This is a genomic window from Erythrobacter litoralis (assembly GCF_001719165.1).
Lineage (GTDB): Bacteria > Pseudomonadota > Alphaproteobacteria > Sphingomonadales > Sphingomonadaceae > Erythrobacter > Erythrobacter litoralis.
Genome location: NZ_CP017057.1, coordinates 84,035 through 106,738, shown reverse-complemented (window position 1 = coordinate 106,738; position 22,704 = coordinate 84,035). Strand labels below are relative to the sequence as shown.

Here is a 22,704-nt window from a genome sequence, read left to right as displayed (position 1 = left end):
CCCGGCCCATCTGGTTCGGGAGGCGTCATTGTCAGTCACGCGAACGCCCGGCGACCTGGGCCGCGCCTTGCCCCTCGAGCGCGGCGCGGCGCGGATTGACGGTCTCGCCCGGATTGAGGAAGCCGCCCGCCTTGAGGACGATTTCCTCTTCGCCGCTGAGACCTTCGATGATCGCGATGCCGTCGGCCGTGACCATTCCGGTGCGGACACCGACCCGCTGGGCCTTGTTCTCCTTGTCGACGACATAGACGAACGCGCCGTCATCGTCTGCAAGAACCGCGCTTTCGGGCAGGACCGTAGCGGTCACCGACCCCGAATTGATCAGCGCGGTAGCGAACCCTCCGGGCCGCAATTCGGGCGCGAAAGGAAGGGCGATCCGCGCCGTACCCTGGCGCGACTGGGGGTCGATCACGGGCGATAGCTGCCAGACCTGGCCCGAGAATTCCTTTTCCGAACCGCTCGGCACGACGGTCGCCGGAATACCGACCGAAAGGCGCGCCAACTGGTCCTCGCTGACCTGGGCGAGCACTTCCATCTCGCCGCCGCTCGCGACCGTGAACAATGCCCCGCTGCCTGCTCCTACCGTCTGGCCGGGCTCGACATTGCGTTCGAGCACGTAGCCCGAGGCCGGAGAGACGATGTTGAGCCGGGCATTGCGGGCCTGCAATTCATCGAGCTGTGCCTCGGCCACACGCACCCGCGCAACCGCCGAATCCCGAGTCGCGCGCAGGCGATCGATATCGGCCTTGGAAACGAAACCGCGCTCGACCAGCTGCAACGCACGTTCGAGATTCGCTTCGGCAAGCCGCGCATCGGCCCGCGCGACTTCGATCTGGGCGGCCTGCGCCTCGGCCTGCTGGCTCTGGACCGACCGGTCGATCACGGCCATCACCTCGCCTTGGCGGACCCAGTCGCCGGCATCGACGCGCACGCTCAGCACCTGCCCGCCTTCGCCCGCGACGCCGACCGGCATCGGGCGTCGCGCGGCGATCGTGCCGGGAACCTCCAGAGTGCCTTCGATCGTGGTCCGGCCGGGGACGACAACGCTCACCACCGGAGCCTGCGACTGGTCGTCGCCGGCGGGAACCGGCTCACCGCCGGCGAGCGCAAAATAGGCGGCGATCGCAAGCAGCAGGGCCAATAGCCCGCCACCGCCAATAAGCAGCCAGCGCAGCACGGGGGACGACCGCGTCCCGTCGCCTGCGGCGGTTTCGGCGGGAACGCTGTCGGCCGCCTCTGCCGTGATGGTGGTCTCGTAATTCATGCCCGTTCCCTTAAGATCGACCGAGCCGCTTTCCGTGTCATGGCGATGCCGATCGCGGCTGCCGCAAGGCGACCGCTCCTGATTTTGGTGTATTACGTGCGTAAGGCACTTTGCGCAAGATACATAGGCGGCGGCGGCCGCGCCGACAATGCGCGGTTCGACTGACGACTTTCAGCCTAGACGAAGGGCGATGCCTTCGGTTCCGCCTCTTGCAGCGCGCAGCGCGGCTCGAGCGCCATAGTCGCGATCCCTAACGAACCCGACCGCGCTGGATCAGGTTGGCTGCGCCAAGCAGGATCACCGCTCCGATAAATGCTGCGACCAGCGCGCCGATATCGCTGATGTCGCCGATGCTGCCGCCGCCGAAGAAGGCGAACATTCCGTTCCCGATGAAAGATCCAGCGATTCCGACGACAATGTTCCAGAATATGCCCATCTGGGCGTCGCGCTTCATGACGAGACTGGCGAGCCAACCGATCACCCCGCCCATGATGATGAAGACGATGAATCCCATACGCTTTCCCCATGCCCGGGCATCACGCCACCGGGCGCGAGTCTGCCGACGAGCGAATCTAACCATAGCGCACAAGGCGACGCACCATAACCCTCGACCGCCCATGGACAGGGCGGGGAGGCGGGCTGTCGATCATGAAACGGGGATCAGAAGTTGAGCTGGCGCTCGTATTTCTCGCGATAGAACTGGATTTTCGTGACGCGCAGCCCGTGCATGCCGACGCGGTCCACCGCCCGCTGCCAGGACGCGAATTCCTCGAGGGTGAGCCCATAGCGCTCGAGCGCCTCGTCAAGCGTCAGCAGTCCGCCATTGACGGCGGCGACCACCTCGGCCTTTCGGCGCACGACCCAGCGCTTCGTATCGGGCGAAGGAAGGTCCTCAAGGGTCAGAGGCTCGCCGAGCGGGCCAATCACCTGGGCGGGGCGGATGTCCTGGTTCTCAATCATCAATCGTCTCTCGCATCGCCTGTTGCCGCATCCCCTTGCTTGTTGCCAAGGATGGAGCGCGAGGCTTTGCGAGCCTCTAAATGATCGGGGTTAACAGGTCGTTCGTCTTGTTCGAGAGCGGCAAAGTAACGCGCCGCTGCATCCCCGAAGCTGGCCGCATTGGACTCGATATTAGAATGCGCATCGCGCCGCAGCAGTACGCGCAGGTCGCGCGCCGCGCCGAGCCTTGCATTGAGTTCGGCCCAGTCGATCGCCCTCAGCGCATCACCGGCCCGCCCGGAGGCACCATATTCCGAAGGGGGGTCGTCAAATCTTGGGGTATCATCCGAAGCGCTGACACGTTCGGCATCATTGCGCGAAGCCTCTCCGCGAGCGGCGCAACCGTCGCGAAAATGCTCCTGCGAAGGAGGAAAAATGGAATTGGCCTTTTCGAACATGAAGTGCGTTTTAGCGCGCGGTTCTCAAGATGTGGTAAAACCGGAATTTACCAGCGCTTAGGAATACCGCTTGGCGATGATTGAACCACACCGCGCCGCGGCGAGTCGGCGGGGGTGGCGCAAATGGCCCGGCATCCCTATATCGCGCGCGGATTTCATGGACACCGCCACCCGCCTCGATGCCGGCCCGCTTGCCGGGCCCGACGCCGCTAGCCTGTTCGACCTGCCCCGCCCGGCGGCCGAAAGCCGGATCGTCGTGGCGATGAGCGGCGGGGTCGATTCGTCCGTCGTCGCCGCGCTTGCCGCGGCGAGCGGGGCCGAAGTCATCGGCATCACCCTCCAGCTCTACGATTACGGCGCGGCCACCGGGCGCAAGGGCGCGTGCTGCGCCGGCGACGACATTTCCGACGCGCGCGCGGTGGCCGACAGGCTCGGCATCGCGCATTACGTGTTCGACCATGAAAGCGCATTTCGCGAAGACGTCGTCGACCAGTTCGCCGACGAATATCTCGCCGGACGCACTCCGGTGCCCTGCATTCGCTGCAACATGGGGCCCAAGTTCACCGATCTGTTCCGCATGGCGCGCGAACTGGGGGCTGATTGCCTTGCGACCGGGCATTATGTCCGCCGCGTCCCGGCGCAGGCGGGCCCGCACCTCTACCGCGCGCTCGATCCGGCGCGGGACCAGTCCTATTTCCTTTACGCGACGACGCAGGAGCAGCTGGACTACATTCGTTTCCCCCTTGGCGGCCTGCCGAAGACGCAGGTGCGCGAACTGGCCGAAGCGGCGGGCCTGCGCAATGCGGCCAAGCCCGACAGCCAGGACATCTGCTTCGTACCCGACGGCGATTATGCCAAGATCGTGACCAAGCTGCGGCCCGAAGGCGGGACGCCGGGCGACATCGTACACGCCGCCACCGGCGAAAAGCTCGGGACCCACGAAGGCATCGTCCATTTCACCGTCGGCCAGCGCAAGGGCCTGGCGATCGGCGGGCAGCCCGAACCACTCTATGTCGTCGGCGTGGACGCGGAAAGCCGAGAGGTCCGGGTCGGCCCGAAGCGCCTGCTTGCAGTGGAAAGCGCCGAAGTGATCGAGACCAATGCGATCGGCGACGTGCCGCGCGAAGGCCTGACGGTCAAGGTCCGTTCGATGGCGAAGCCGGTGCCGGTCACTCTCGAAGGCCCGCTGGGCAGCGGGGCCACGGTTCGCATCCGTTTCGCCCAGCCCGAATACGGCGTCGCCCCCGGGCAGGCGGCGGTGATCTATGCCGGTGAGCGGGTGGTCGGCGGCGGCTGGATCGATTCGACGCAGGCCGTGCGCGCCTGAACGCCAGCCCTGCCTACCCCTCCCAGGGCTCCAGCACGCAGCCATAGCCCTCGCGATAGGTCGCCGTGTTGTCGGTGACGAGCGGGAAGCGCGCCGTCACGCTTTTCGCCTCCACGTCATCGACGAGCGTGACGAGTTCCATGCCGGCAAGCTTGTCCTTGGCGCAGTCCTCCAGGCTGCGTCCGGCCACGAACCGGCACGAACAGGTCACTCGCGCCGCATAGGAAGTGCCCACCTGCGCATAGCCTTCGATCGGCTCGCGATAGACCAGCGCGGCCGCGGCGATCCCGCCGACGACCAGCAGCAGCAGCCATGCGCCAAGGCGCGATCCGAGGGAGCGTTTCGCGTTCGCCCTGTTCGGATTTGCCCTGTTCGAGTTTGTCATTGCCAAGCCTGACCGGTTCGGAGATTGGGAGCGCGATGATGTTTCGAGACCAGCCTGTTAGGCGTGCCGCCCGCCTCGCGCCAGCCCTTGTTCTGTCAGCCCTTCTGCTCTCCGCATGCGGGGCCTCGGCGCCGACTGCCCCTGCGCCCCTGAGCGATGAAGCGCGCGCCGCCGTCACCGACAAGGCAGGAGCGCCGAGGGAGCAGCTCGCCCGCGAAATCGACGACCTTTTCGCCAGAAAAGGGCTTGGTGAGACGCGCGCGGTGGTGGTGATGGCCAATGGCGAGCTCGCCGCGGAGCGCTATGGCGAGGGATACGATGCCGACACCCGCTTCGTAAGCTGGTCGATGGCCAAGACTGTGACGGCAGTGCTGATCGGCATGCTGGTCGCCGACGGCCTCCTAACCCTCGATGAGCCGGCTCCGGTCGCGCTGTGGCAACGTCCGGGCGATCCGCGCGCCGGCATCACCCTGCGCCACCTGCTCCAGATGCGTTCGGGCCTGCGCCATACCGAGGCGGGCGATCCGCCCTACGAATCGTCCGAAGTGCGCATGCTGTTTCTCGATGGGCGCGACGACATGGCGAAATGGGCGGAAGAGCAGCCGCTCGAGGCAGAGCCCGGCGAACGGTTCGAATATTCCTCCAACACCACCGTCATTCTCGCCGACATCGCCGCCGACGCGCTCGCGGACAGCGACGATCCCGAAACGCGGCGCAGGGCGGTGACGGATTTCCTCGAGGCCCGGCTGTTCGGACCGCTCGGCATGGATTCGATGGTCCCCGAATTCGACGCTTCGGGCACGCTGATCGGCGGCAGCCTGATGCACGCCACCGCGCGCGACTGGGCGGCATTCGGGGAATTCCTGCGCCGCAAGGGCCGCGCGCCGGGCGGCGAGCAGCTCGTCCCCAGCCGCTGGGTCGAGGCGATGGTGACGCCCAGCCCGGCAGCTGCGCACTACGGCCTGCAGACCTGGCTCAATCGGCCGGTAGAAGGGCTCGAATTCCCGCATCCGCTGTTTCCCGATCGTGCCTCGGACAAGCTGTTCTCGCTGATCGGCCACATGGGCCAGTATGTCCTCGTCGCGCCCGACCGGCGCCTGACCGTGGTGCGGCTGGGCCATTCTGACTCCGAGCAACGCCGCGCGATGCTCCGGCAGGCGGCAGACGTGATCGAGCTATATCCCGAGCGCTAAGGTCGTGCGCGCCCCATCAGGGTTTCGGGCAGGCGGTCGCCCTTGCGGTCGCTGCCTGAACGATGGGTTCACCTCTACCGCTCGTCCCTAAAGCCTGAACTCCCCTTCGACGACCGTCACGCACGGCCCGCCGAGCCAGGCACGCTGGTCCTTTCCTTCGCCTTCGAGGCGCATGGTGAGATCGCCGCCGCGCATCGAGGCCTGGTGGGCACGCATTTCGCGCCGGCCCAGCCGCTCGGCCCAGAACGGCGCGAGCGCGGCGTGGGCGCTGCCGGTCACGCTGTCCTCGTCGACGCCCCAGGCGGGCACGAAGACCCGGCTGACGATGTCGTGATCGCTGCCTTCATCGGCGGGCGCGGTGCAAATCGCCATGAGGTCGATCCCGCGAAGCGCCGCCATGTCGGGCGTCAGGCCGCGAATCTCGGCCTCGGATTGCATCGCGATGATCGCGGTCTGCTCGGCGCCGTACCAGGAGATGAACACTTCCCCGCGAAACCCGATCGCGGCGAGAAGGTCAGGGTGCGATGCGCGTTCGACCAGGGTGACAGGAAGCGCGAGTTCGTATCCCTCGCCGCTATCTGCCTTCACGACTTCGAGAATGCCCGCCTTGCGAGTCCGGAAGGTGACGCGGCGTTCCTCGCCGAAGCGCTCGGGGTCGGACAGGACCACATGCCCGCTCGCCAGAGTCGCATGACCACACAGGGCGACCTCGTCGGTGGGGGTGAACCAGCGAAGCTCCCAGTCCGCCTCGCCGCTTTCATCGCGCACGATAAAGGCGGTCTCGGCGAAATTGTTCTCCTCACCGATCCGCTGCAGCGTCTCGTCGGGCAACCATTCGTCGAGCACCATCACGGCGGCCTGGTTCCCGCCGAAGGGCTTCGCGGCGAAGGCATCGACATGCCAGTAAGGAATCGTCTCAGTCATGTATCGGGCCTTACGGATAAAGGAGCGTGTCACTCCAGCCGAGCGCGTCGCCGGCGCCGGTGAGGGTGAAAAGGCGGCGGTCGTGGAGGCGGTTGTCGCGGTCGCGCCAGAATTCGATCCGTCGGGGCGACAGGGTAAAGCCGGTCCATTCGCCCGGGCGCGGGACCTTGCCCGCTTCCTCGTGCTCTTTCCAGATCGCCTTGACCCGGTCGATATAGTTCTGGCGCGTGTCGAGAGGGCGCGACTGATCGCTCGCGGCGGATCCGACCTGGCTCTTGTAGGGGCGCGAATGGAAATAGGCGTCCGCGCGTTCAGGGGAGACTTCGTGAAGCGGGCCGTCGATGCGGACCTGCCGGCGCAGGCTTTTCCAGTGGAACAGCAGGCTCGCCTGCATGTTGGCCCGGATTTCCCCGCCCTTGCGGCTGCCGGCATTGGTGAAGAAGGTGAAGCCGCCGCCGATCACGCCGTAATCGTTGCCTTCCTCGGCCCCATGTCCCTTGAGCAGCACCATCCGCACCGAGGGCGCTCCGTCGGGCGTTGCGGTGGCGAGCGCCATGGCGTTGGGATCGTTGATCTCGCTTTCCTGCGCCTCGGCCAGCCACTGGGCGAACAGGGCGAAGGGATCGGCCCCTGCCGGGATCTCGCTGTCGGCGAGCTGGCTGTCATCGAGGGCATCAGGTGAAGTCATGAAACGGCTCCGCAGGGCGATGGGAATGGAAGCGAGGGGGTTGCATGTCATCCGACCCTCCGGAACACAAATCCCCGGTGCCTGAAGGGGTTCCGCGAAGGCAAGGGCCAACCTTTTCCGCCGAAATCGATGCGATTGCGCTCCATAGGCCCGGGCAGGGCGCAGCGAAAGGGACGACGGCCGCGGCCATGCGGCGCGGCCCTCGTCATCCGCAGCTTGCAACGCGCGCAAGCTTGCGCGCTTCGACTGTTGCACCTAGCTAACACGCCATGGCCGATCCCTATCGCACCCTTGGCGTGGAGCGCACTGCCTCCGAGAAGGAGATAAAGAGCGCCTATCGCAAGCTCGCCAAGGAGCTTCATCCCGATCGCAACAAGGACAATCCGCAGGCGGCGGAGAAGTTCTCGGACGTGACCAAGGCCTATGACCTGCTGTCCGACAAGGACAAGCGGGCGCGCTTCGACCGAGGAGAGATCGATGCGGAGGGCAACCCGTTGAACCCCTTTGCCGGAATGGGTGGCGGCGGGCGCGGCTATCGCGGCGGCTACGGTGCCGCAGGTCCGCGCGGGGCCTATCGCGATCAGGGCCCAGCAGGGATGGGCGGCGGCATGGGCGCCGAGGACCTCGATCTCAGCGACCTGTTCGAAGGCCTGTTCGGCGGCGGCCGTTCGCGTTCGGCCGGAGCCGGAGCGAGCCCGCGCGGTTTCGGCCAGCGCCCGCCCCCTCCCCCGCCCAGGCGCGGGGCCGACATCCACTACCGCCTCGCCGTCCCGTTCACAGATGCGGCATCGGGCCGCGACCAGCGCATCACGTTGGCCGATGGCAAGGCGATCAGCCTCAAGCTTCCCGCCGGGGTCGAGACCGGCACGCAGATGCGCCTCAAGGGCAAGGGGCATTCCGGGCCCGGAGGCGACGGCGACGGGATCGTCACGGTCGAAGTCGGCCCGCACCCCTTCTTCCGCCGCGAAGGCGACAATATCCGCATGGACCTGCCGATCACGCTGGGCGAGGCGGTACGCGGCGGAAAGGTCAAGTGCCCGACCGTCGACGGCCCTGTGATGCTCACGATCCAGCAGGGGACCCATGGCGGCACCGTCATGCGGCTCAAGGGCAAGGGGTGGACGAAGAAGGGCGAAAAGGTTGGAAGCGAGCCTGCGCGCGGCGATCAGCTGGTGACGCTCGAGATCCAGCTGCCCGAAGATCTGTCCGAGCTCGAGAAGCGGCTCGACGGCTGGGCCGACACGTCGAGGCCGCGCGAGAAATTCGGCCTCTGATCGGATGGCGGAGCGGGCCTCCCCTCTGCGCTCCTCGAAGCTCCCCCCGGCGCAGGACCGCGAAGTCCGCTCGCTGTCGCCCGAGGCGCGCCGCCAGTCAGCCCGCGACGAACGCGACGAAAGCCGCGCAGGGCTGCGCAGCGTGCTCGTGCGCCGGATGGGCCCTGGCACCCGTGCCTTCGAAGTGTTCAAGCGAACCATGGTCGGCACGTACCAGGACGGCTTCATCCATGCCGGCAACCTCGCTTATCTCTCGATGCTAGCGATCTTTCCCTTCTTCATCATCGGGGCCGCGGTGTTCCAGCTGGTCGGCGGGGCGGAACGGACCTCGCAGATGATCGCAGCCGTGCTGGTCACGCTTCCGCCGACCGTATCAGACACGATCGAGCCGGTCGCCGCCAATATCGTCGAGGCGCGATCGGGATGGCTGCTGTGGCTGGGCGCGGCGGTCGCGCTGTGGACCGTCTCCAGCCTGGTCGAGACGATCCGCGACATCCTGCGCCGCGCCTATGGGACGAAGGCAATTCATGCCTTCTGGAAGTACCGCCTGCTTTCCGCCGGGATCATCCTCGCCGCGGTGGTGCTGCTCCTGATCTCGCTCTTCGCACAGGTCGTGATCGGCACCGCGCAGGCGGTGATCGACGCGAGCCTGCCGCAACTCTCGCAATTGATCGGAACGCTGCGGCTGTCGCGGATCGTGCCGGCGCTGGGGCTGGCGCTGTCGCTCTACATGCTGTTCTACAGCCTGACCCCGCATGAATATCGCTCGAAAGCCTATCCCAAATGGCCGGGCGCGCTGTTCACGGCGGCGTGGTGGCTCGGAGTGACGACCGCTCTGCCACCGATCCTGTCGAGCTTCTTCGCCTACAATCTCACCTATGGCAGCCTCGCCGGTATTATCATCGCGCTGTTCTTTTTCTGGCTCGTCGGGCTCGGGCTGGTTATCGGGGCGGAACTGAACGCGGCGCTGGCCGAGCCGGAAACGGCCGGGGACGAATTGGCCAACGACAGCGCCGACAATACGCAGACGGAGGAGTAACAAGCATGGGCGATCTGATGCGGGGCAAGCGCGGGCTGATCATGGGCCTCGCCAACGACAAGTCGCTGGCCTGGGGGATTGCGAGCAAGCTCGCCGAACACGGGGCCGAGCTCGCCTTTTCCTATCAGGGCGAGGCGCTGGCCAAGCGCGTCAGGCCCCTGGCCGAAAAGCTCGGCAGCGATTTCACCTTCGAATGCGACGTCGCCGACATGGAATCGCTCGATCGGGCGTTCGATACGCTGAAGGAGCGCTGGGACACGCTCGATTTCGTGGTCCACGCGATCGGCTTTTCCGACAAGAGCGAGCTGCGCGGCAAATATGTCGACACCAGCCTCGACAACTTCTTGATGACGATGAACATCTCGGCCTATTCGCTGGTCGCCGTGACCAAGCGCGCCGCCGAGATGATGCCGCCCAAGGCCGAGGATGGGAGCGGCGGCGGCAGCATCCTCACGCTGACCTATTACGGGGCCGAGAAGGTCGTGCCGCATTACAATGTCATGGGCGTCGCCAAGGCGGCGCTCGAAACGAGCGTCCAGTATCTCGCCAACGATCTCGGTCCCGTCGGCATTCGCGTCAACGCGATCAGCGCCGGGCCGATCAAGACGCTGGCGGCGAGTGGGATCGGCGATTTCCGGTATATCCTGAAGTGGAACGAGCTGAACGCGCCGCTCCGCCGCAACGTCACGATCGAGGATGTCGGCGGCGCCGGGCTCTATTTCCTGTCCGACCTTGCATCGGGCGTGACCGGCGAGGTGCACCATGTCGACGGCGGCTATCACGTCGTCGGCATGAAGCAGGAAGATGCACCCGATATCGCGCTAAGCTAAGAACAAAATCGCGCACTTTTCGAATTGCGCGAATGTATTTTGCGAAATCAGATTGTGCCAAGCGGAGGGGCGTCGAACCGCTAGTCGGGAAGCATTTGCCTCCCTTCAAGACGCGCAACTGCATGCTGCACCACCTTGTCGAGCGCTTCTTCGGAGAAAAAACCTCCAGGGATTAGGCAGCGCTCTATCAAAACGCGGCGGAATGCGTTGAATAGCTCACGATCCGGCGGAGAAGCTTGTGTCCAGAAGAAATCAAGCTCGCCCTGAAAAGTTATGCCGGGGATATCAAAAACGCATTGGCCGAGCGCGACCACCGGAACCTCCATGTCTAGCGCCAGCGTCCCGCTGGTGCTGTTTATGGTTATCATTCCTCGCGCAGCCCGCGCGACCGGGACGATGTCGCCCCACGCCATGTAATCAACTCGGTCTTCGACACCCAGCATGGTTGCAATGGTGCGGGTTTCCTCGTTCCAATCGCAAACTCCATTATCGAGGGGATGTTCTTTGACAACCAGTCGCGTGTCAGCAGGAGCGTGTGCAGCAAAGGATTTTAGCACAAGCATCAGCGCGTCAGTCATGCTCGCGAATGGCGAGTGAAGACGGATCTGCGAGTCTGATGCGAGTTGCAAAGGAAACAGATAGTACGGCGTCTCACCAGCAAGCAACCGCTCTACCAACTGTTCAGAATTCTTGCGTCGACGCTTACCGCGCGCCAACTTATGCGCCCATCCGAACCCCTCGATCAAGGGATGCCATGGGCGATGATTGGCCCAGTGAGGATAATTCCAGCGCGTGAGAATGTCGGCGCAGTTGTACGCGAGACCTTCAAGTGCTCTTCGCCGGAAAGAGGATTTCACTTGTTTGTGTTCAGGCACTGGCGGCAAGGTGCTGGCTACGCGGCGATACCAATCTGGGTCCCGTGGCAGACGCGAGTGCCCATTTACTCCTCCCAGCTCAAGTGTGACCCAATCGGGTCGAATATAACCCTCTTCGAAGACATGCACTGGAACCTGAAGGTCTTCACATACTTTCGTGGCCGCCAGATGATGCGGCCTGCAGTCGCCAAAAAGGACGACGTCAGAGATCTTTTTCTCACGAATCACGGCCCGCAAGGTGTCAGGCCATTCTTCGAGTGATCCACGGTAGTCCATGCCGCCAGGCAAGCGCCAATAAAAGCGATCTCCGCCGTTGAAGTTGAATTTGAACACTTCGTGGCCCGACTGGGCCAATTCTTCACCGAGCCGGCGAAACAATGGGCCCATCAATCCTTGAAGCAAGAGAACTCTTCGCGATGGACGAGTGGCGCCCGATGCGTCAAAACTCTGGCGCGCCATAAAGTGAACTTCACCCTCATTAGTCTTCGCAGCCTGTATATTGGCATCGAAATCCTGTTTGCTTCGCGATACCACGATTTTTCCCTGGCTTTTGAGCTGAATTGTGACTCTACCCATCGCTCAATAAAGTCAAATCTCGACTGGCCGTTTTGCCCGCCCTTCCGTCAAAGTTCGACCCATGCGATGGAGGCGATTAATGCGAGATGATCACCATTAACACCCTGAACTGAGAATGATCGAGATCCTCCTGACGCTAACGCTCAGTTTGGCTGGCGCCGTGTGCGCCGACCGATACGCTCGTCCAACGCCATCGAAATCGGGGTTGGCTCTGCGCCGAGCTCCCGCGATCTGGCTTCTCAGCTTAATTTCGGCCTCGATTTTCGGCATTTTGCTGGCGGCCAGCGGCAATCCCTATCTCGCCCTGATCCTCTCGCTGGCTCTCCACGTGTTATTGGTCTCAGCTTCGAACGCGAAGTACCGCATGCTGGGAGAGCCACTACTTTTCTCGGATTTGGCCCTTATCGGCGCCATTTTCCGCCATCCGCAATTCTATTTCTCGGTATTGACCATTTGGCAAAAAGGGCTCGGGCTGATTGCTCTGGCTGCTTTGGCGGCAGTCCTATACTGGTTTTTCGTACCAAGCTTGATCATGGGTGTTGCCGGCTTGACGTTAGCCCTGAGCGCTTTCGCCATATTGTTATTGAGCTTGCGGCTGAGGCCTTTTTCCAATCTTGCCACTCGACCTGCCGTCGAGAAAGATACCTGTGAGTTCGGGCTCTTACCCATTATCCTGCTGTACTGGCTGCGGTGGCGCGTTGAGAAGGCCGTATCTGAAAAACGCTTAGGTGCCGGAGCGTTACCTGAGGGCATTCCACTTGCTAGGGCAGAGCAGGCACGGATCATCATTGTGGTCCAGTGCGAGTCTTTTGCAGACCCAGTCGAACTTTTTGGCGGCAATGCCGATGCGCTTGTGCATCTAGGGCGGTCGAGGCGGGATGGATTGATTTGGGGTAACCTGCTCGCAAGCGGCTTTGGCGCTTACACCATGCGGACTGAATACGGCGTATTGTTTGGTCGCGGTGAAGAAGAATTGGGTTTTCGCATGTATGACCCCTACCTCACGGCGATCGACGACGTCGACCACGCGATACCGAACAAATTGAGAATGAACGGATGGCGCAGCGTATTCGTACATCCGCACGACATGCGCTTTTACAACCGCCACACGCTTCTGCCCAAGGCAGGGTTCACGGATCTGGTGGGGGAAAACCATTTTGAAGCGCCTCCTTCCGGGCCTGGCCGCTATGTGAAGGATGCGGCCGTCGCCGAGAAGATCATTGAAATTGCGCGCGCAGCCGAGGCTCCAACGTTCATCTATGCCGTAACGATGGAGAACCACGGCCCCTGGGCTCGCCACGGCGGCGCGGACCCTCAGCAGATGATCGCGAACTACAATCGACTGGTAAAAGCTGGAGACTCAATGCTCGGTCGATTACGCGAAGGTGTGGCAAGCTTGGGTCAGCCGGCATTGCTCGCCTTCTTCGGAGACCACCGCCCGAGCATCCCCGGGGCAAGCGAGCCCGGAGGTCCCCGCCACACGCCTTTCGTCATGATTCAATTTGACGCGCAAGGCCGGATAACAGGTCAACCAAACGCGTGCCTGGACCTGACGCCAGCACAATTACACCATGCGATAGTCGAACTAACCCAAGGCTCGACTATTGTACGTGATTAAACTTCATTTCTGAAGCCCCGTCAAAATACGATCCCTCAGCCAATTCGGCAACAGTGCATCGAAGCTTTTGAGAGCTGCGAAAGGCCAAGGCGTTATGTAGTGAGCCCTCCGCTGTTCGGCCGCGCGAACAATACGCCTCACGGCTTCTTCGACAGTTATTTCCATCGGGCGATTGCTATTGATCGAGCTGCCAGCGGGCGTTTTGATAAAGCCTGGCGCCGCAAGTGTTACACTGACGCCATAAGGTTCGACTGAGAGGCGGAGCGCATCAGCGAAGCGAGCCAGCCCTGCCTTGGATCCTGAATATGCAGCGGCAAAAGGTAACGAGTGATGCCCGGCTGCAGAGCCGATGAGAACTATCCTGCCGCGCCCTCTTTCCGCCATCCTGCCCGCAAGAGCCGCGGCCATCGCTGCAGGCGCAGCGAAGTTCACCTCGGCAAGCCGCAGCACCTGCATGGGGTCCTCAGCCTTTTCGCCTGGCGGGCGAGTGTCTCCGAGGCCAGCTACCAGGTAAGCGATATCAAATGGCCGTACCCGATCCTGGTCGAGCAACTTCAGGATTGCCGCCTCAGCCTTGCTCAGATCATGAATGATCGGTTGCGCTTCAGCGCCCACGGCTCGTACTGCTTCGCAGGTGTCTGAGAGCCTCTCAGGATTGCGGCCCCACAGGCATAAAGATACTCCCGGCGAAGCGTGATGCATGGCAAGCCCGCGTCCCAGCGCACCGGAGGCTCCGGTAAGAATTATCGATTGATTCATGATAAGTTGATTAGAGAACTGACCATGTGCGACTCTGTATCCAATCTGATCCTGTTTCCCGCTCAGTTGCACGCGTTGCCGCTTGACAAGCAATTGTCTTTTCTATCGGGTCCGTCGCGATGAAGGGTCCAATTTCAGAAGATCGCCGTCTCGTTCTATTCGAGAACAGGTGGCTAGAGAAGCTTACGGTCATACCGGTGAGATGGTTCATCGCGATCTGGGCCCTGTTGCTTCCAGCCATTGCAATTGCGGCTTGGGATACGGCCCCAATCTTTGCAGCTATTGGCTTGGTTTTTGCCGGTTGGCTCGGATGGAGCCTTTTTGAATATTCCGCCCATCGCTGGCTTTTTCACTGCGCTCCGAGAGCACAGGCGGCGCGAAGGCTCATCTTCGTGATCCACGGCAACCACCACGAAGAGCCGAACGACAAGCTCCGCAATCTCATGCCTCCAGTTGTCAGCGTGGTCGTAGGATTACTGATCTGGGTTTTGCTCTATGCAGTTGTCGGCGTCAGCAGCGCATGGATGATGCTTGGTTTCATGAGTGGATACGTCCTTTACGATTTGACGCATTATGCCTGTCATCATTATCCAATGCGTGGGCGTATTGGCAGGGTTATAAAGCGTCATCACATGCGCCATCATTTCATTTCTGGCGGCGGCAACTATGCCGTTACAGCAATCTTCTGGGACTGGATCTTCGACACCCGTCTTGCTGCGGGAGCACGGCGAGAAACCCGGAAATCTGCCCAGTATGAAGAAGTTCATCCTGCGGAATAATCGAGGCGGGAAAGTCAGGCTGCCCGGTTAGGAACACGTAAAAGTGTACCTGCTCTTCTGGCTACTGGCGCCAGATGTCGTCGATGACTTTGGATGCGATATCCATGTGGCTTTCCCAATCAGGTGCGACCCATTGGCAAAGGCGATCCAATTGAGCCCGGCGAAGTGGGCCATCGTTAGCGTAGTCAAGGATGCTCTTTTTCCAGGCAAGCCCATCTAACGGATCAAGATAGTCGGGAGCTGATTGGCCTACCTCCCGATGAGCAGCAATGTCGCTGGCTATTACTGGAATACCCGCCGAGAGCGCCTCGGCGATTGGCATGCCATATCCCTCTGCAAACGAGGGCATGAGCAAACCTTTCGATCCCCGGATGAGCGCTGCTAGCTCACTATCTGCGCAGCTGCTCACTTCCTGCATAAATGGGCGCAGGACCGATGATCGATCTAAGAGATCGAGGATCTGCTCATTCTCCCAACCGCGACGCCCGATTATCATCAATCGCGGGATTGAGTCGGCTGGCAAGGATTGCGCCATGTCGCGCCAGAGATGCAGGAGCAGCAGATGATTTTTGCGTGGCTCAATCGTGCCAAGGCAGACGAAGTAGGGCTTGTCATCTGTACGTCCATGCTCTGAAGCTCGAGAGACTGGGGCAGTTCCCAATAAAGCCACGTGGACGGATGGGCAGGATCGATTGCTAGCGTCGGACCAGCGCTTCAGCGATGTAGCTGTCGACCGGGAGTTGGTGATGACCGCGTCGGCCAATTCGATAACGTTAGCCATGCGCGCTTCATGCTGGGATGCGCCGCCTGGACGCGCATATTCAGGGTATTCGATGGGGATCAAGTCGTGCACCATACAGACAAACCTGACCTGCTCGGCATTCAGGATATGGCGCATCAACTCAGATCTATCGAGATGATGCGGCGAGACTTGCACCAGCACGTCGCTTGTTCTCATGCCCTTGCGAGTCGGCAAAAGGCGGCGCATCCATGGCAAGACAGAAGCTAACGAGCGCTGTCCGGATGCCCCTTCGGGATCTGCCCAGCGGCGCTCGAGCTCATCGAGATAGGCTTCGGCAACTTCGCGGCGCAGACGCCCGTACCAACCCGTGGGGTGCACAGCGCAGAAGGCAAGGTCGCACCCATAGCGATTTGCGAGTCCCCGCGCGTAGGCCATTTCCACTCGATCCACGCCCGATGGGCGGGCATGACGAACCCGGGAAATGAGCCTCGAGATATCAAGCACAACCCGCGTCATCTTATGTCGTTACGCTTTCTTCTACTCGGAGCCAGCTGGGACATGAATCGACCTTGAGCGCGCCGGATCGGCTCTATCCATGCCAGTCGGTTGGGCGTCTCGCCGCGTGCCATTCGTTGTACCAGTATTTCGGGCGGGCAGGGCAATCCGGTGACAGGGTCCAGATAGCGCGGATAAAGTACGAGTACGCCCGCCACCAACTCGTCGAGCGACAAAGGTCGCCCCCGCCGATTGGGCACAGTGCCAAGATCGCGCGTCAGGCCCCAGCCCGCGTAGAATGGAGTGCCGTGACAGGTCACATCCCGGCCACGCAAGAGAGCTTCAAAGCCTGCGAGTGAAGTGAGTACGTGAACCCCATCGACGGCTTCCAGTAGTTCGGCCATGCTCTCGTCGCGCACGATGCGGTCGGCATGGCGGAGCGCGTCGCTATCTGGAACGAAGCCTTTCCGGTGACCTGCGTCGACGTCTGGGTGCGGCCTCCACCAGATTTCGGAGTCGATTTCTAGCACGCGGACCCGTCGCAAGAGTTCGAGGTTCGAGGTGATGCCGCCTCCTCCCGCCAGGACCGACATGTCATCCTCGACCTGGCCAGGAACCAGCACAACGCGGCGCTCTCGAGCGCGCCTGGTCAAACTTGGTTGGCGGTCCAATGCCCGAGAATATTTGCTGATACCGTTCGCGACGATCGTCTCGCGCAGCCTTGCTGCGCGCTCGATCAAAGATGAGGTGAAAGTCTCATTCGCAAGGATATGTTCGAGGTCACTGGGCTCCGAAGGATCGAAATGGATTCCTCTGCGATCGACGATTACCGACAGAGGCGGAACAAGATTGGTCCCCAAACCAACGGAACGAACAAACCCGTCTTCAACGCGCACCAGTTTAACGCCCCGTTTTTTGGCCTTTGAGATCAGATCGGGCGAAATGCGGGAGGGCCAAACGGCAAGCGCGCCATCTTCGGCGCGCGCTGCGGAGAGCGCGCGCGAGGCGCTTCTAAAGATGCGCAGTTTCGCACCTGGGGACCATAGGAAGTTATTGATCTCTCGCCGCTTCCACCAGCTGATCCCACAGGCGGCGACCAAACGCTCCCCTTTCGCGCCGCGGTTATGGTCTATCACCCTTCTCCAGTCGGCAAGCAGGGCGATCGCCGCCTCAGGCGACAGCCAGCCTTCGCTAAAGGGGTCGCGCATAGGCTTGCAAAGCGCTGACAAAGCACGATTAGCGAGTTGCTCCATGCCATCTTCCGGTGCCCCGAATCCGCCAGGTGACAGTACCTGTACCGGCTTACCGATTACGGTAGCGAGCGCGACCCATTCATCGTCGCCATGTGCCACTAGTTTCCCTGACTCCGGAAGGATCGACCACGGGTCGACGTCGCCATCATCATCCTGCCGGACAAATACGAGACTGGACTTCCTGGAATAGTCGACGCGAAGCGCTGCGCCTTCCTCAGGGCTATTCGTACGGATCACGATTCCCGCTGACTGGGCTTCCGGGGTGGCGGTCGGATGAGCAGGCGCACCCCAGAATGCTCCGCCGACCCGTGCATCACGCAAGGCAGTGAAAAGCCGTTTACGGGCAGCCGCATCGGGAAGTTCGCCGGTCACCGCCGGTGGCTTGCTACCATCAGACCTCACTGCGAGGCCTGGTAAGGGAGGAGGACGCAACAAGGCTTTCGGGAGCACTTGATCTTCGCCGCTCAAGGCCTGTCGCCCCAAGCTGTCAGCGTCAGTCCGCCATGGGTACCCCGCTCGATGATTCCGTATCCGCCGGTGGGAAGCTTGAGAGATCCGAGTTTCGAAGCCGCTTCGGCTAACGCCGGATCAGCCAAGAGCGCAAAGCGCGCTGCGCCATTGCTTGTAACGAGCAAAATTGGGCCTTGAGAGAATTGTTCGGAGAAGAAAAAGGAACGCCATGCAGCGATCCGCTGACTGGGCTCGACGCTCCAGCCGAGAGGCACAGCAGCTCGTTCATCCCACGCGGAAATCGCAGCTGCGCCAATACGAGCTATGACCTCCTCTTCAGGCTTGTTCTCATCGGGACCGTAATCCACCTCTGCTAGGAAATCGTTCAATTCCAGCTCTGGCGGCGAGCTTTGGCGGGCAAGAATTGCCTTTGCCGTCTGGCGTGTACGGAGAAGCGGTCCAGACAGCACCCTTCTGAAATTAATGTCCTTTCGAGCAAAAAGCTCGCCCAAAGCGTTAGCTTGGCCCTGCCCTGATTCGGTAAGTGGAAGATCGGTTCGCGCACCGATCCTGCGCGGCGCGGTGCCGGCCTCAAAGGTGTTGCCATGGCGAGCGACGATGAACATGCCTGCGTCTCTAGCGACAGCCAGCACGTCGGCAAATGCTCGAGTTAGGTTGGAAATGGGTCGCCAAGCCTTTCGATCGCCTGTTCTGCAAGAGCAAGGTCACCTTCGGTATCGATGCCGGAAAGGGCGTACTCTGGTGCTGGGACAGGGATCGTAGCAATTTTCCAGCCATTTTCGAGGAAGCGCAATTGCTCCAATCCCTCAAGGATTTCGTAGACGCCTGCTGGGTTGGCCACGAACCAATCGAGCGCCGCGAGGGTATATGCATAAAGGCCGAGATGCTGCCACACTGGCGCCCAGGGTTCGCGTCGCAGCGCGTCCTCGCCGCGCAAGGCTGGCAGGATTTGCTTCGAGAACCAAAGCGCATGCCCCGACCTATCGCGAACGCAGGTTGTCCCACTGAATGGGTTCGACTGCTTATGGGAACGCAATCGGTCGAGGCGATCCCAATCGAGCTGGAAGACCGGAGTGGCAACTTGCGCATCACCATCACGCAAAGCCGTTACCAAGGCAGCGATCGTATGATGCGTTATGAACGGCGCATCGCCTTGGAGGTTGATGACAAGCTGGGGCTGGGATTCTCGCGCACATGCTGCGGCATGTGCTCGGGCGCTGCCCGAATCGATCTCGATCGGGGTGATGACTGCGGCGACCCCGATAGTTTCTGCGTGTTCAGCGATGCGCTTGTCGTCGGTTGCAACGATAACGTCGCAGTGTTCGACCGATTGGGCGGCGAGACGTGCGTTTGCGATAACGCGCTCAAGCAATGTCCGCCCAGCAAGTTGACGGAGCGGCTTGCCGGGCAAGCGAGTAGAGCCGTACCGCGCCGGGATTACGATCAGATCTTTCCCGGACGCGCTCATGCCAAACCGTTTTCGCAGCGCAAGTTATCGGCGCGTATCAAGCGATCCCTAGCTGGACGAGATCATGCATGTGCACGATCCCCACGAGCTTGTCCGCTTCAGTAACGAACAGGACCGAAACCGCGTTCTCATTCATGAGCACCAAGGCATCTGTCGACATCATCTGGGCATTAGCGGTCACTGGATGCAACGACATGTGTTCGGCGATCGATTCATCGAGATCGTACGCCGTGATGCAGCGACGCAGGTCCCCGTCGGTGAATGCTCCCGCTAGCTTACCGTCCGCGCGAACCACTGCCGTGCAACCGTACCGCTTGCGGCTCATTTCGACCGTAGCTTCACGCAGTGAAGCATCGACAGACACCTTGGGAATCGCCTCACCAGTGCCCATCACCTTCTCAAGAGTCGCAAGACGCGCTCCCAGGAGTCCGCCAGGATGGTAGGCGCTGAAATTACAAGGCGAGAAACCGCGAGCTTCGATCAAAGCCACCGCAATCGCATCGCCGAGCACCATCTGCATTGTCGTTGAAGAAGTCGGCGCAAGCTCATTGGGACATGCTTCGCGCACCTTGGGAAGCACGAGGCATATGTCGGCAGCCCTCCCGATCCACCTCTCGGGAAAGGCTGTTGCGACAACAAGCGGATGCGCGTTGAGCCCGCAGAAATTCACGATGTCGCCAAGTTCACTCGTCGTACCCGACCAGGTAATTGCAAAGACTACGTCGCCAGCACCGATCGAACCAAGATCGCCATGGCTGGCCTCACCCGGATGCAAGTACATTGCCGAGGTGCCGGTAGAAACGAGCGTCGCAGCGACCTTGCGAGCGATATGCCCGCTCTTCCCGATGCCCGTCAGGATGATCCGACCTTGGGCAGACGAAAAAAGCTCCACCGCTTCTTCAAAAGCATCGCCGAGCTCGGTCTCCGAAAATGCCCGCTTGAGCTCCTCCAGACCCGCAATTTCAATGTCTACAGTCTTCTCGGCGGAAGACAGGAAGCTATGGATCGGAGTGTTTTTCATAATCGTAGACAATGCGACACCAACTTAGATCACAAACATAGTTCACCGCGGAAGGCTTGCTCTGGCGCTCAACGGCCACATGTCAAGCTCCGCCCGAAGCAAATGCGGGATATTAGGGGCGAAGTTGAGCCCCCTTGCGGTAAACCGTTGAAATCTTCACAAGCGTCTCTCCATGCTGCTGCTCGGAATATCCTCGCGATGATGCTCTGTGATCACGAAATCATCCCCGGTCGCCCCTTGTTCATCATTGCGGGCCCCTGCGTGATCGAAAGCGAAGCGCATTCACTACGCGTGGCTGAAACTCTTGCTGAGATTGCGGAGCGGCTCGGCATATTGCTGATATTCAAAAGCTCGTTCGACAAGGCCAACCGGACCTCTGGCAACTCTTATCGGGGACCGGGCCTTGAGGAAGGGTTAACCATACTTGAAAAAGTCCGCACGGAGACGGGGCTGCCGGTCCTGACCGATGTCCATGAACCATCTCAGGCAGTCCCGGTGGCAGAGGTAGTCGATGTGCTGCAAACGCCAGCGTTTCTTGCGCGGCAAACGGACTTCATTTGTGCAGTGGCGGCAACGGGAAAGCCGGTAAACATCAAGAAGGCGCAATTCATGGCCCCTGCGGACATGCAAAACGTTGTCGCCAAGGCTCGGCAAGCAGCCACTGACAAGGGGCACTCGCCCGACAATTTCCTTCTATGCGAACGGGGAACGTCTTTCGGCTACAACACGCTGGTATCCGACATGCGCAGCCTTTCGATAATGGCCGAGACCGGGTGCCCGGTCGTGTTCGATGCGACTCATTCGGTTCAACAACCTGGCGGCCTTGGATCTCGCTCGGGCGGTCAAAGCGAATATGTGCCGCTACTCGCACGAGCAGCCGTCGCGGCAGGGGTCGCCGGAGTATTCATGGAAACGCACCCCGACCCTGCCTCAGCTTTGTCGGACGGCCCGAACGCCTTGCCGCTCGACCAATTCGAGCCTCTCGTGGCGCAATTACTTGCGATTGACGAAATCACCAAAGCTGCCCCGCGCGCCCGAAGATGACTTGGCTGCGAAGGCTCAAGACCGCTCTTCAAACACCGATATGGACGCTCCAACTCGCGAGCGGCACTAAGAGCTTCATAGATAACCCGATCATCGGTTCACGGCGATTAAATGCGCTCGGCTTGCACCAGTCGCGGGTCCGGATCGCCGAACGGATGTGCAGATGGCGTCGCAAGAGACTTGCCGCCAAAGTCCCGCATGAATGGCGCGACGCGTTTGAGCGGGATGGCTTCGTTGTAATCGAAAATGCGGTTCCTTCGGAAGACTTTGAAGGTTTGCGAGATGCAATCCTATCTCAGGAATGGCCGGCCCGGGAGATGCGTCAGGGTGATGCCATTACTCGCCGGATTGCGATCGACGGGGAGATGCTTGCGGAAATACCGGAGCTAAAGCGCTTCCTCGGACGATCTGATATTAACGCCTTGTTCCATTACGTGGCGAGCTATCGCACTACCCCGCTCCACTACGTGCAAACTATCGTGAGCAGCTGCGGCGGAGAGGCTCCTGACCCACAGGAAACGCTGCACGCCGATACCTTCCATGCCTCCATGAAATCGTGGCTTTTTCTAAAGCCGGTGACCGAGGCTGATGGCCCTTTCACCTACGTCCCAGGTTCGCATCGCTTCAGCGAGGCGCGCCTCAAATGGGAGTACGAGCGGAGCCTGGTCGATCCAAGGTCGATCGATCGGCTGTCCGCGCGCGGTTCGCCGAGGGTCGATGAAAACGCACTGATTGCCATGGATCTCGGCGCGGCAGAAAAAATATCAGTGCCCGCGAATACCCTCGTGGTCGCTGACACCAGCGGATTTCATGCACGCGGTTCGGCTCAATGCAAGGGCGAGAGAGTCGAGTTATGGTCCTATGCTCGGCGCAATCCGTTTCTCCCTTGGCTCGGTGGAGACTTGCTCAGCCTTCCGGGCATCGCAGAGCGCCGTGTTGGGTGGCTATGGTCCCTGCGTGATCGCCTTGAGAGACAGATGGGTCAGCCATGGCAATCCGTGGGAAGACGACGCGCTATCGACGACTAGGGCGGCTTGGCTTCCGTCGCACAGCGAGCCACAACATGGTACAAGCTATGATCGGTCCTGCGATGTCGACAACCTGATCAACAGAAGTCCATGCCCGCCAATCAAATGCAGCCCACCAAGGTGCATTTGCACGCTCCCCTCCGCCAAACCGCTCGATCCAGCGATATTCGGCTTGTGCCAATTCCCTTCCGACGAAATAGCTGCATGAGGCAAGCCCGCCCGCCCACCAGTTTCTTGTTGCAAGACCTACCGCG

General features: G+C 61.4%; 23 protein-coding genes. 9 read left to right on the top strand and 14 right to left on the bottom strand.

Annotated features, from left to right (window positions below; translation table 11 throughout):
- Positions 1–31: 31 nt before the first annotated feature.
- From Ga0102493_RS00475 to Ga0102493_RS00460, 4 genes are all read right to left on the bottom strand, one after another.
- Complete coding sequence (locus Ga0102493_RS00475; RefSeq protein WP_051698359.1) at positions 32–1,264, bottom strand: efflux RND transporter periplasmic adaptor subunit; 1,233 nt, start codon at positions 1,262–1,264, stop codon at positions 32–34.
- A 250-nt stretch (positions 1,265–1,514) separates the two neighbouring features.
- Complete coding sequence (locus Ga0102493_RS00470; protein ID WP_034905902.1) at positions 1,515–1,778, bottom strand: GlsB/YeaQ/YmgE family stress response membrane protein; 264 nt, start codon at positions 1,776–1,778, stop codon at positions 1,515–1,517.
- 146 nt (positions 1,779–1,924) lie between these two features.
- Entirely contained in the window at positions 1,925–2,224 is a 300-nt protein-coding gene (sciP, locus tag Ga0102493_RS00465) for a CtrA inhibitor SciP (protein ID WP_034905904.1), read from the bottom strand.
- Positions 2,224–2,661 (bottom strand): hypothetical protein, encoded by a 438-nt coding sequence (locus tag Ga0102493_RS00460; RefSeq protein ID WP_034905907.1) that lies wholly within the window; start codon positions 2,659–2,661, stop codon positions 2,224–2,226. The genes sciP and Ga0102493_RS00460 overlap by 1 nt, the downstream gene beginning before the upstream one ends.
- A gap of 157 nt (positions 2,662–2,818) precedes the next feature.
- Between Ga0102493_RS00460 and mnmA the strand changes: the two genes are divergently transcribed.
- A complete protein-coding gene (gene mnmA / locus Ga0102493_RS00455) occupies positions 2,819–3,988 on the top strand; it encodes a tRNA 2-thiouridine(34) synthase MnmA (protein WP_034905909.1) in 1,170 nt (389 codons plus the stop codon).
- A gap of 13 nt (positions 3,989–4,001) precedes the next feature.
- On the opposite strand, the gene Ga0102493_RS00450 is transcribed toward mnmA, so the two are convergent.
- Positions 4,002–4,373: a hypothetical protein gene (locus tag Ga0102493_RS00450; RefSeq protein WP_150132378.1), complete on the bottom strand. Its 372-nt coding sequence runs from the start codon at positions 4,371–4,373 to the stop codon at positions 4,002–4,004.
- A gap of 38 nt (positions 4,374–4,411) precedes the next feature.
- Here Ga0102493_RS00450 and Ga0102493_RS00445 point away from each other — a divergent pair, with 38 nt between their 5' ends.
- Complete coding sequence (locus Ga0102493_RS00445) at positions 4,412–5,566, top strand: serine hydrolase domain-containing protein (protein WP_174544549.1); 1,155 nt, start codon at positions 4,412–4,414, stop codon at positions 5,564–5,566.
- Between the two features lie 87 nt (positions 5,567–5,653).
- On the opposite strand, the gene Ga0102493_RS00440 is transcribed toward Ga0102493_RS00445, so the two are convergent.
- Entirely contained in the window at positions 5,654–6,490 is an 837-nt protein-coding gene (locus Ga0102493_RS00440) for a PhzF family phenazine biosynthesis protein (protein ID WP_034905914.1), read from the bottom strand.
- 10 nt (positions 6,491–6,500) lie between these two features.
- Positions 6,501–7,178 carry a pyridoxamine 5'-phosphate oxidase gene (gene pdxH, locus Ga0102493_RS00435; RefSeq protein WP_081845754.1) on the bottom strand — a complete coding sequence of 226 codons (678 nt, stop codon included), beginning with the start codon at positions 7,176–7,178 and terminating at the stop codon, positions 6,501–6,503.
- 269 nt (positions 7,179–7,447) lie between these two features.
- On the opposite strand from pdxH, the gene Ga0102493_RS00430 reads away from it, so the two are divergent.
- Genes Ga0102493_RS00430 through fabI form a run of 3 tightly spaced genes read left to right on the top strand, consistent with a single transcriptional unit; the run spans position 7,448 to position 10,321 of the window.
- Positions 7,448–8,452, top strand: a complete 1,005-nt coding sequence (locus Ga0102493_RS00430) for a DnaJ C-terminal domain-containing protein (protein WP_034905917.1) — start codon at positions 7,448–7,450, stop codon at positions 8,450–8,452.
- Positions 8,453–8,456: 4 nt separating this feature from the next.
- The gene (locus Ga0102493_RS00425) at positions 8,457–9,491 is read left to right on the top strand and encodes a YihY/virulence factor BrkB family protein (RefSeq protein ID WP_051698363.1); all 1,035 of its coding nucleotides are present in this window, start codon (positions 8,457–8,459) and stop codon (positions 9,489–9,491) included.
- A gap of 5 nt (positions 9,492–9,496) precedes the next feature.
- Positions 9,497–10,321 carry an enoyl-ACP reductase FabI gene (fabI, locus tag Ga0102493_RS00420; protein WP_034905919.1) on the top strand — a complete coding sequence of 275 codons (825 nt, stop codon included), beginning with the start codon at positions 9,497–9,499 and terminating at the stop codon, positions 10,319–10,321.
- A gap of 80 nt (positions 10,322–10,401) precedes the next feature.
- Here the strand turns inward: fabI and Ga0102493_RS00415 are convergent, their stop codons facing one another.
- Positions 10,402–11,655 (bottom strand): capsule biosynthesis protein, encoded by a 1,254-nt coding sequence (locus Ga0102493_RS00415; RefSeq protein WP_174544548.1) that lies wholly within the window; start codon positions 11,653–11,655, stop codon positions 10,402–10,404.
- A 232-nt stretch (positions 11,656–11,887) separates the two neighbouring features.
- Here Ga0102493_RS00415 and Ga0102493_RS00410 point away from each other — a divergent pair, with 232 nt between their 5' ends.
- A complete protein-coding gene (locus tag Ga0102493_RS00410) occupies positions 11,888–13,390 on the top strand; it encodes an LTA synthase family protein (protein WP_034905922.1) in 1,503 nt (500 codons plus the stop codon).
- Positions 13,391–13,393: 3 nt separating this feature from the next.
- On the opposite strand, the gene Ga0102493_RS15545 is transcribed toward Ga0102493_RS00410, so the two are convergent.
- On the bottom strand, positions 13,394–14,242 hold the full coding sequence (locus Ga0102493_RS15545) for an SDR family NAD(P)-dependent oxidoreductase (protein ID WP_236922259.1): 849 nt from the start codon (positions 14,240–14,242) through the stop codon (positions 13,394–13,396).
- 104 nt (positions 14,243–14,346) lie between these two features.
- Between Ga0102493_RS15545 and Ga0102493_RS00400 the strand changes: the two genes are divergently transcribed.
- Positions 14,347–14,928, top strand: a complete 582-nt coding sequence (locus Ga0102493_RS00400) for a sterol desaturase family protein (protein WP_236922258.1) — start codon at positions 14,347–14,349, stop codon at positions 14,926–14,928.
- A gap of 61 nt (positions 14,929–14,989) precedes the next feature.
- Here Ga0102493_RS00400 and Ga0102493_RS00395 read toward each other — a convergent pair whose 3' ends face one another.
- From Ga0102493_RS00395 to Ga0102493_RS00380, 5 genes are all read right to left on the bottom strand, one after another.
- Positions 14,990–16,105, bottom strand: a complete 1,116-nt coding sequence (locus tag Ga0102493_RS00395) for a glycosyltransferase family 4 protein (RefSeq protein WP_236922349.1) — start codon at positions 16,103–16,105, stop codon at positions 14,990–14,992.
- Between the two features lie 77 nt (positions 16,106–16,182).
- Entirely contained in the window at positions 16,183–17,790 is a 1,608-nt protein-coding gene (locus tag Ga0102493_RS00390) for a capsular polysaccharide export protein, LipB/KpsS family (RefSeq protein WP_236922257.1), read from the bottom strand.
- Between the two features lie 92 nt (positions 17,791–17,882).
- Complete coding sequence (locus Ga0102493_RS15540; protein WP_034905930.1) at positions 17,883–18,494, bottom strand: histidine phosphatase family protein; 612 nt, start codon at positions 18,492–18,494, stop codon at positions 17,883–17,885.
- A gap of 44 nt (positions 18,495–18,538) precedes the next feature.
- Positions 18,539–19,357: a 3-deoxy-manno-octulosonate cytidylyltransferase gene (locus Ga0102493_RS00385; RefSeq protein ID WP_034905932.1), complete on the bottom strand. Its 819-nt coding sequence runs from the start codon at positions 19,355–19,357 to the stop codon at positions 18,539–18,541.
- A gap of 37 nt (positions 19,358–19,394) precedes the next feature.
- The gene (locus Ga0102493_RS00380; protein WP_034905934.1) at positions 19,395–20,378 is read right to left on the bottom strand and encodes a KpsF/GutQ family sugar-phosphate isomerase; all 984 of its coding nucleotides are present in this window, start codon (positions 20,376–20,378) and stop codon (positions 19,395–19,397) included.
- Positions 20,379–20,576: 198 nt separating this feature from the next.
- Here Ga0102493_RS00380 and kdsA point away from each other — a divergent pair, with 198 nt between their 5' ends.
- The gene (gene kdsA, locus Ga0102493_RS00375) at positions 20,577–21,422 is read left to right on the top strand and encodes a 3-deoxy-8-phosphooctulonate synthase (protein WP_034905937.1); all 846 of its coding nucleotides are present in this window, start codon (positions 20,577–20,579) and stop codon (positions 21,420–21,422) included.
- Entirely contained in the window at positions 21,419–22,450 is a 1,032-nt protein-coding gene (locus Ga0102493_RS00370; RefSeq protein WP_034905939.1) for a phytanoyl-CoA dioxygenase family protein, read from the top strand. Before kdsA ends, Ga0102493_RS00370 begins: the two co-directional genes overlap by 4 nt.
- The last annotated feature ends 254 nt before the right edge of the window (positions 22,451–22,704 follow it).

Bases quoted from the DNA above. Each gene is read 5' to 3' on its own strand.
- Ga0102493_RS00475 (WP_051698359.1), bottom strand. From the start codon at position 1,264: ATGAATTACGAGACCACCATCACGGCAGAGGCGGCCGACAGCGTTCCC.
- Ga0102493_RS00470 (WP_034905902.1), bottom strand. From the start codon at position 1,778: ATGGGATTCATCGTCTTCATCATCATGGGCGGGGTGATCGGTTGGCTC.
- sciP (WP_034905904.1), bottom strand. From the start codon at position 2,224: ATGATTGAGAACCAGGACATCCGCCCCGCCCAGGTGATTGGCCCGCTC.
- Ga0102493_RS00460 (WP_034905907.1), bottom strand. From the start codon at position 2,661: ATGTTCGAAAAGGCCAATTCCATTTTTCCTCCTTCGCAGGAGCATTTT.
- mnmA (WP_034905909.1), top strand. From the start codon at position 2,819: ATGGACACCGCCACCCGCCTCGATGCCGGCCCGCTTGCCGGGCCCGAC.
- Ga0102493_RS00450 (WP_150132378.1), bottom strand. From the start codon at position 4,373: ATGACAAACTCGAACAGGGCAAATCCGAACAGGGCGAACGCGAAACGC.
- Ga0102493_RS00445 (WP_174544549.1), top strand. From the start codon at position 4,412: ATGTTTCGAGACCAGCCTGTTAGGCGTGCCGCCCGCCTCGCGCCAGCC.
- Ga0102493_RS00440 (WP_034905914.1), bottom strand. From the start codon at position 6,490: ATGACTGAGACGATTCCTTACTGGCATGTCGATGCCTTCGCCGCGAAG.
- pdxH (WP_081845754.1), bottom strand. From the start codon at position 7,178: ATGACTTCACCTGATGCCCTCGATGACAGCCAGCTCGCCGACAGCGAG.
- Ga0102493_RS00430 (WP_034905917.1), top strand. From the start codon at position 7,448: ATGGCCGATCCCTATCGCACCCTTGGCGTGGAGCGCACTGCCTCCGAG.
- Ga0102493_RS00425 (WP_051698363.1), top strand. From the start codon at position 8,457: ATGGCGGAGCGGGCCTCCCCTCTGCGCTCCTCGAAGCTCCCCCCGGCG.
- fabI (WP_034905919.1), top strand. From the start codon at position 9,497: ATGGGCGATCTGATGCGGGGCAAGCGCGGGCTGATCATGGGCCTCGCC.
- Ga0102493_RS00415 (WP_174544548.1), bottom strand. From the start codon at position 11,655: ATGGCGCGCCAGAGTTTTGACGCATCGGGCGCCACTCGTCCATCGCGA.
- Ga0102493_RS00410 (WP_034905922.1), top strand. From the start codon at position 11,888: ATGATCGAGATCCTCCTGACGCTAACGCTCAGTTTGGCTGGCGCCGTG.
- Ga0102493_RS00395 (WP_236922349.1), bottom strand. From the start codon at position 16,105: ATGGCCTACGCGCGGGGACTCGCAAATCGCTATGGGTGCGACCTTGCC.
- Ga0102493_RS15540 (WP_034905930.1), bottom strand. From the start codon at position 18,494: ATGTTCATCGTCGCTCGCCATGGCAACACCTTTGAGGCCGGCACCGCG.
- Ga0102493_RS00385 (WP_034905932.1), bottom strand. From the start codon at position 19,357: ATGAGCGCGTCCGGGAAAGATCTGATCGTAATCCCGGCGCGGTACGGC.
- Ga0102493_RS00380 (WP_034905934.1), bottom strand. From the start codon at position 20,378: ATGAAAAACACTCCGATCCATAGCTTCCTGTCTTCCGCCGAGAAGACT.
- kdsA (WP_034905937.1), top strand. From the start codon at position 20,577: ATGATGCTCTGTGATCACGAAATCATCCCCGGTCGCCCCTTGTTCATC.
- Ga0102493_RS00370 (WP_034905939.1), top strand. From the start codon at position 21,419: ATGACTTGGCTGCGAAGGCTCAAGACCGCTCTTCAAACACCGATATGG.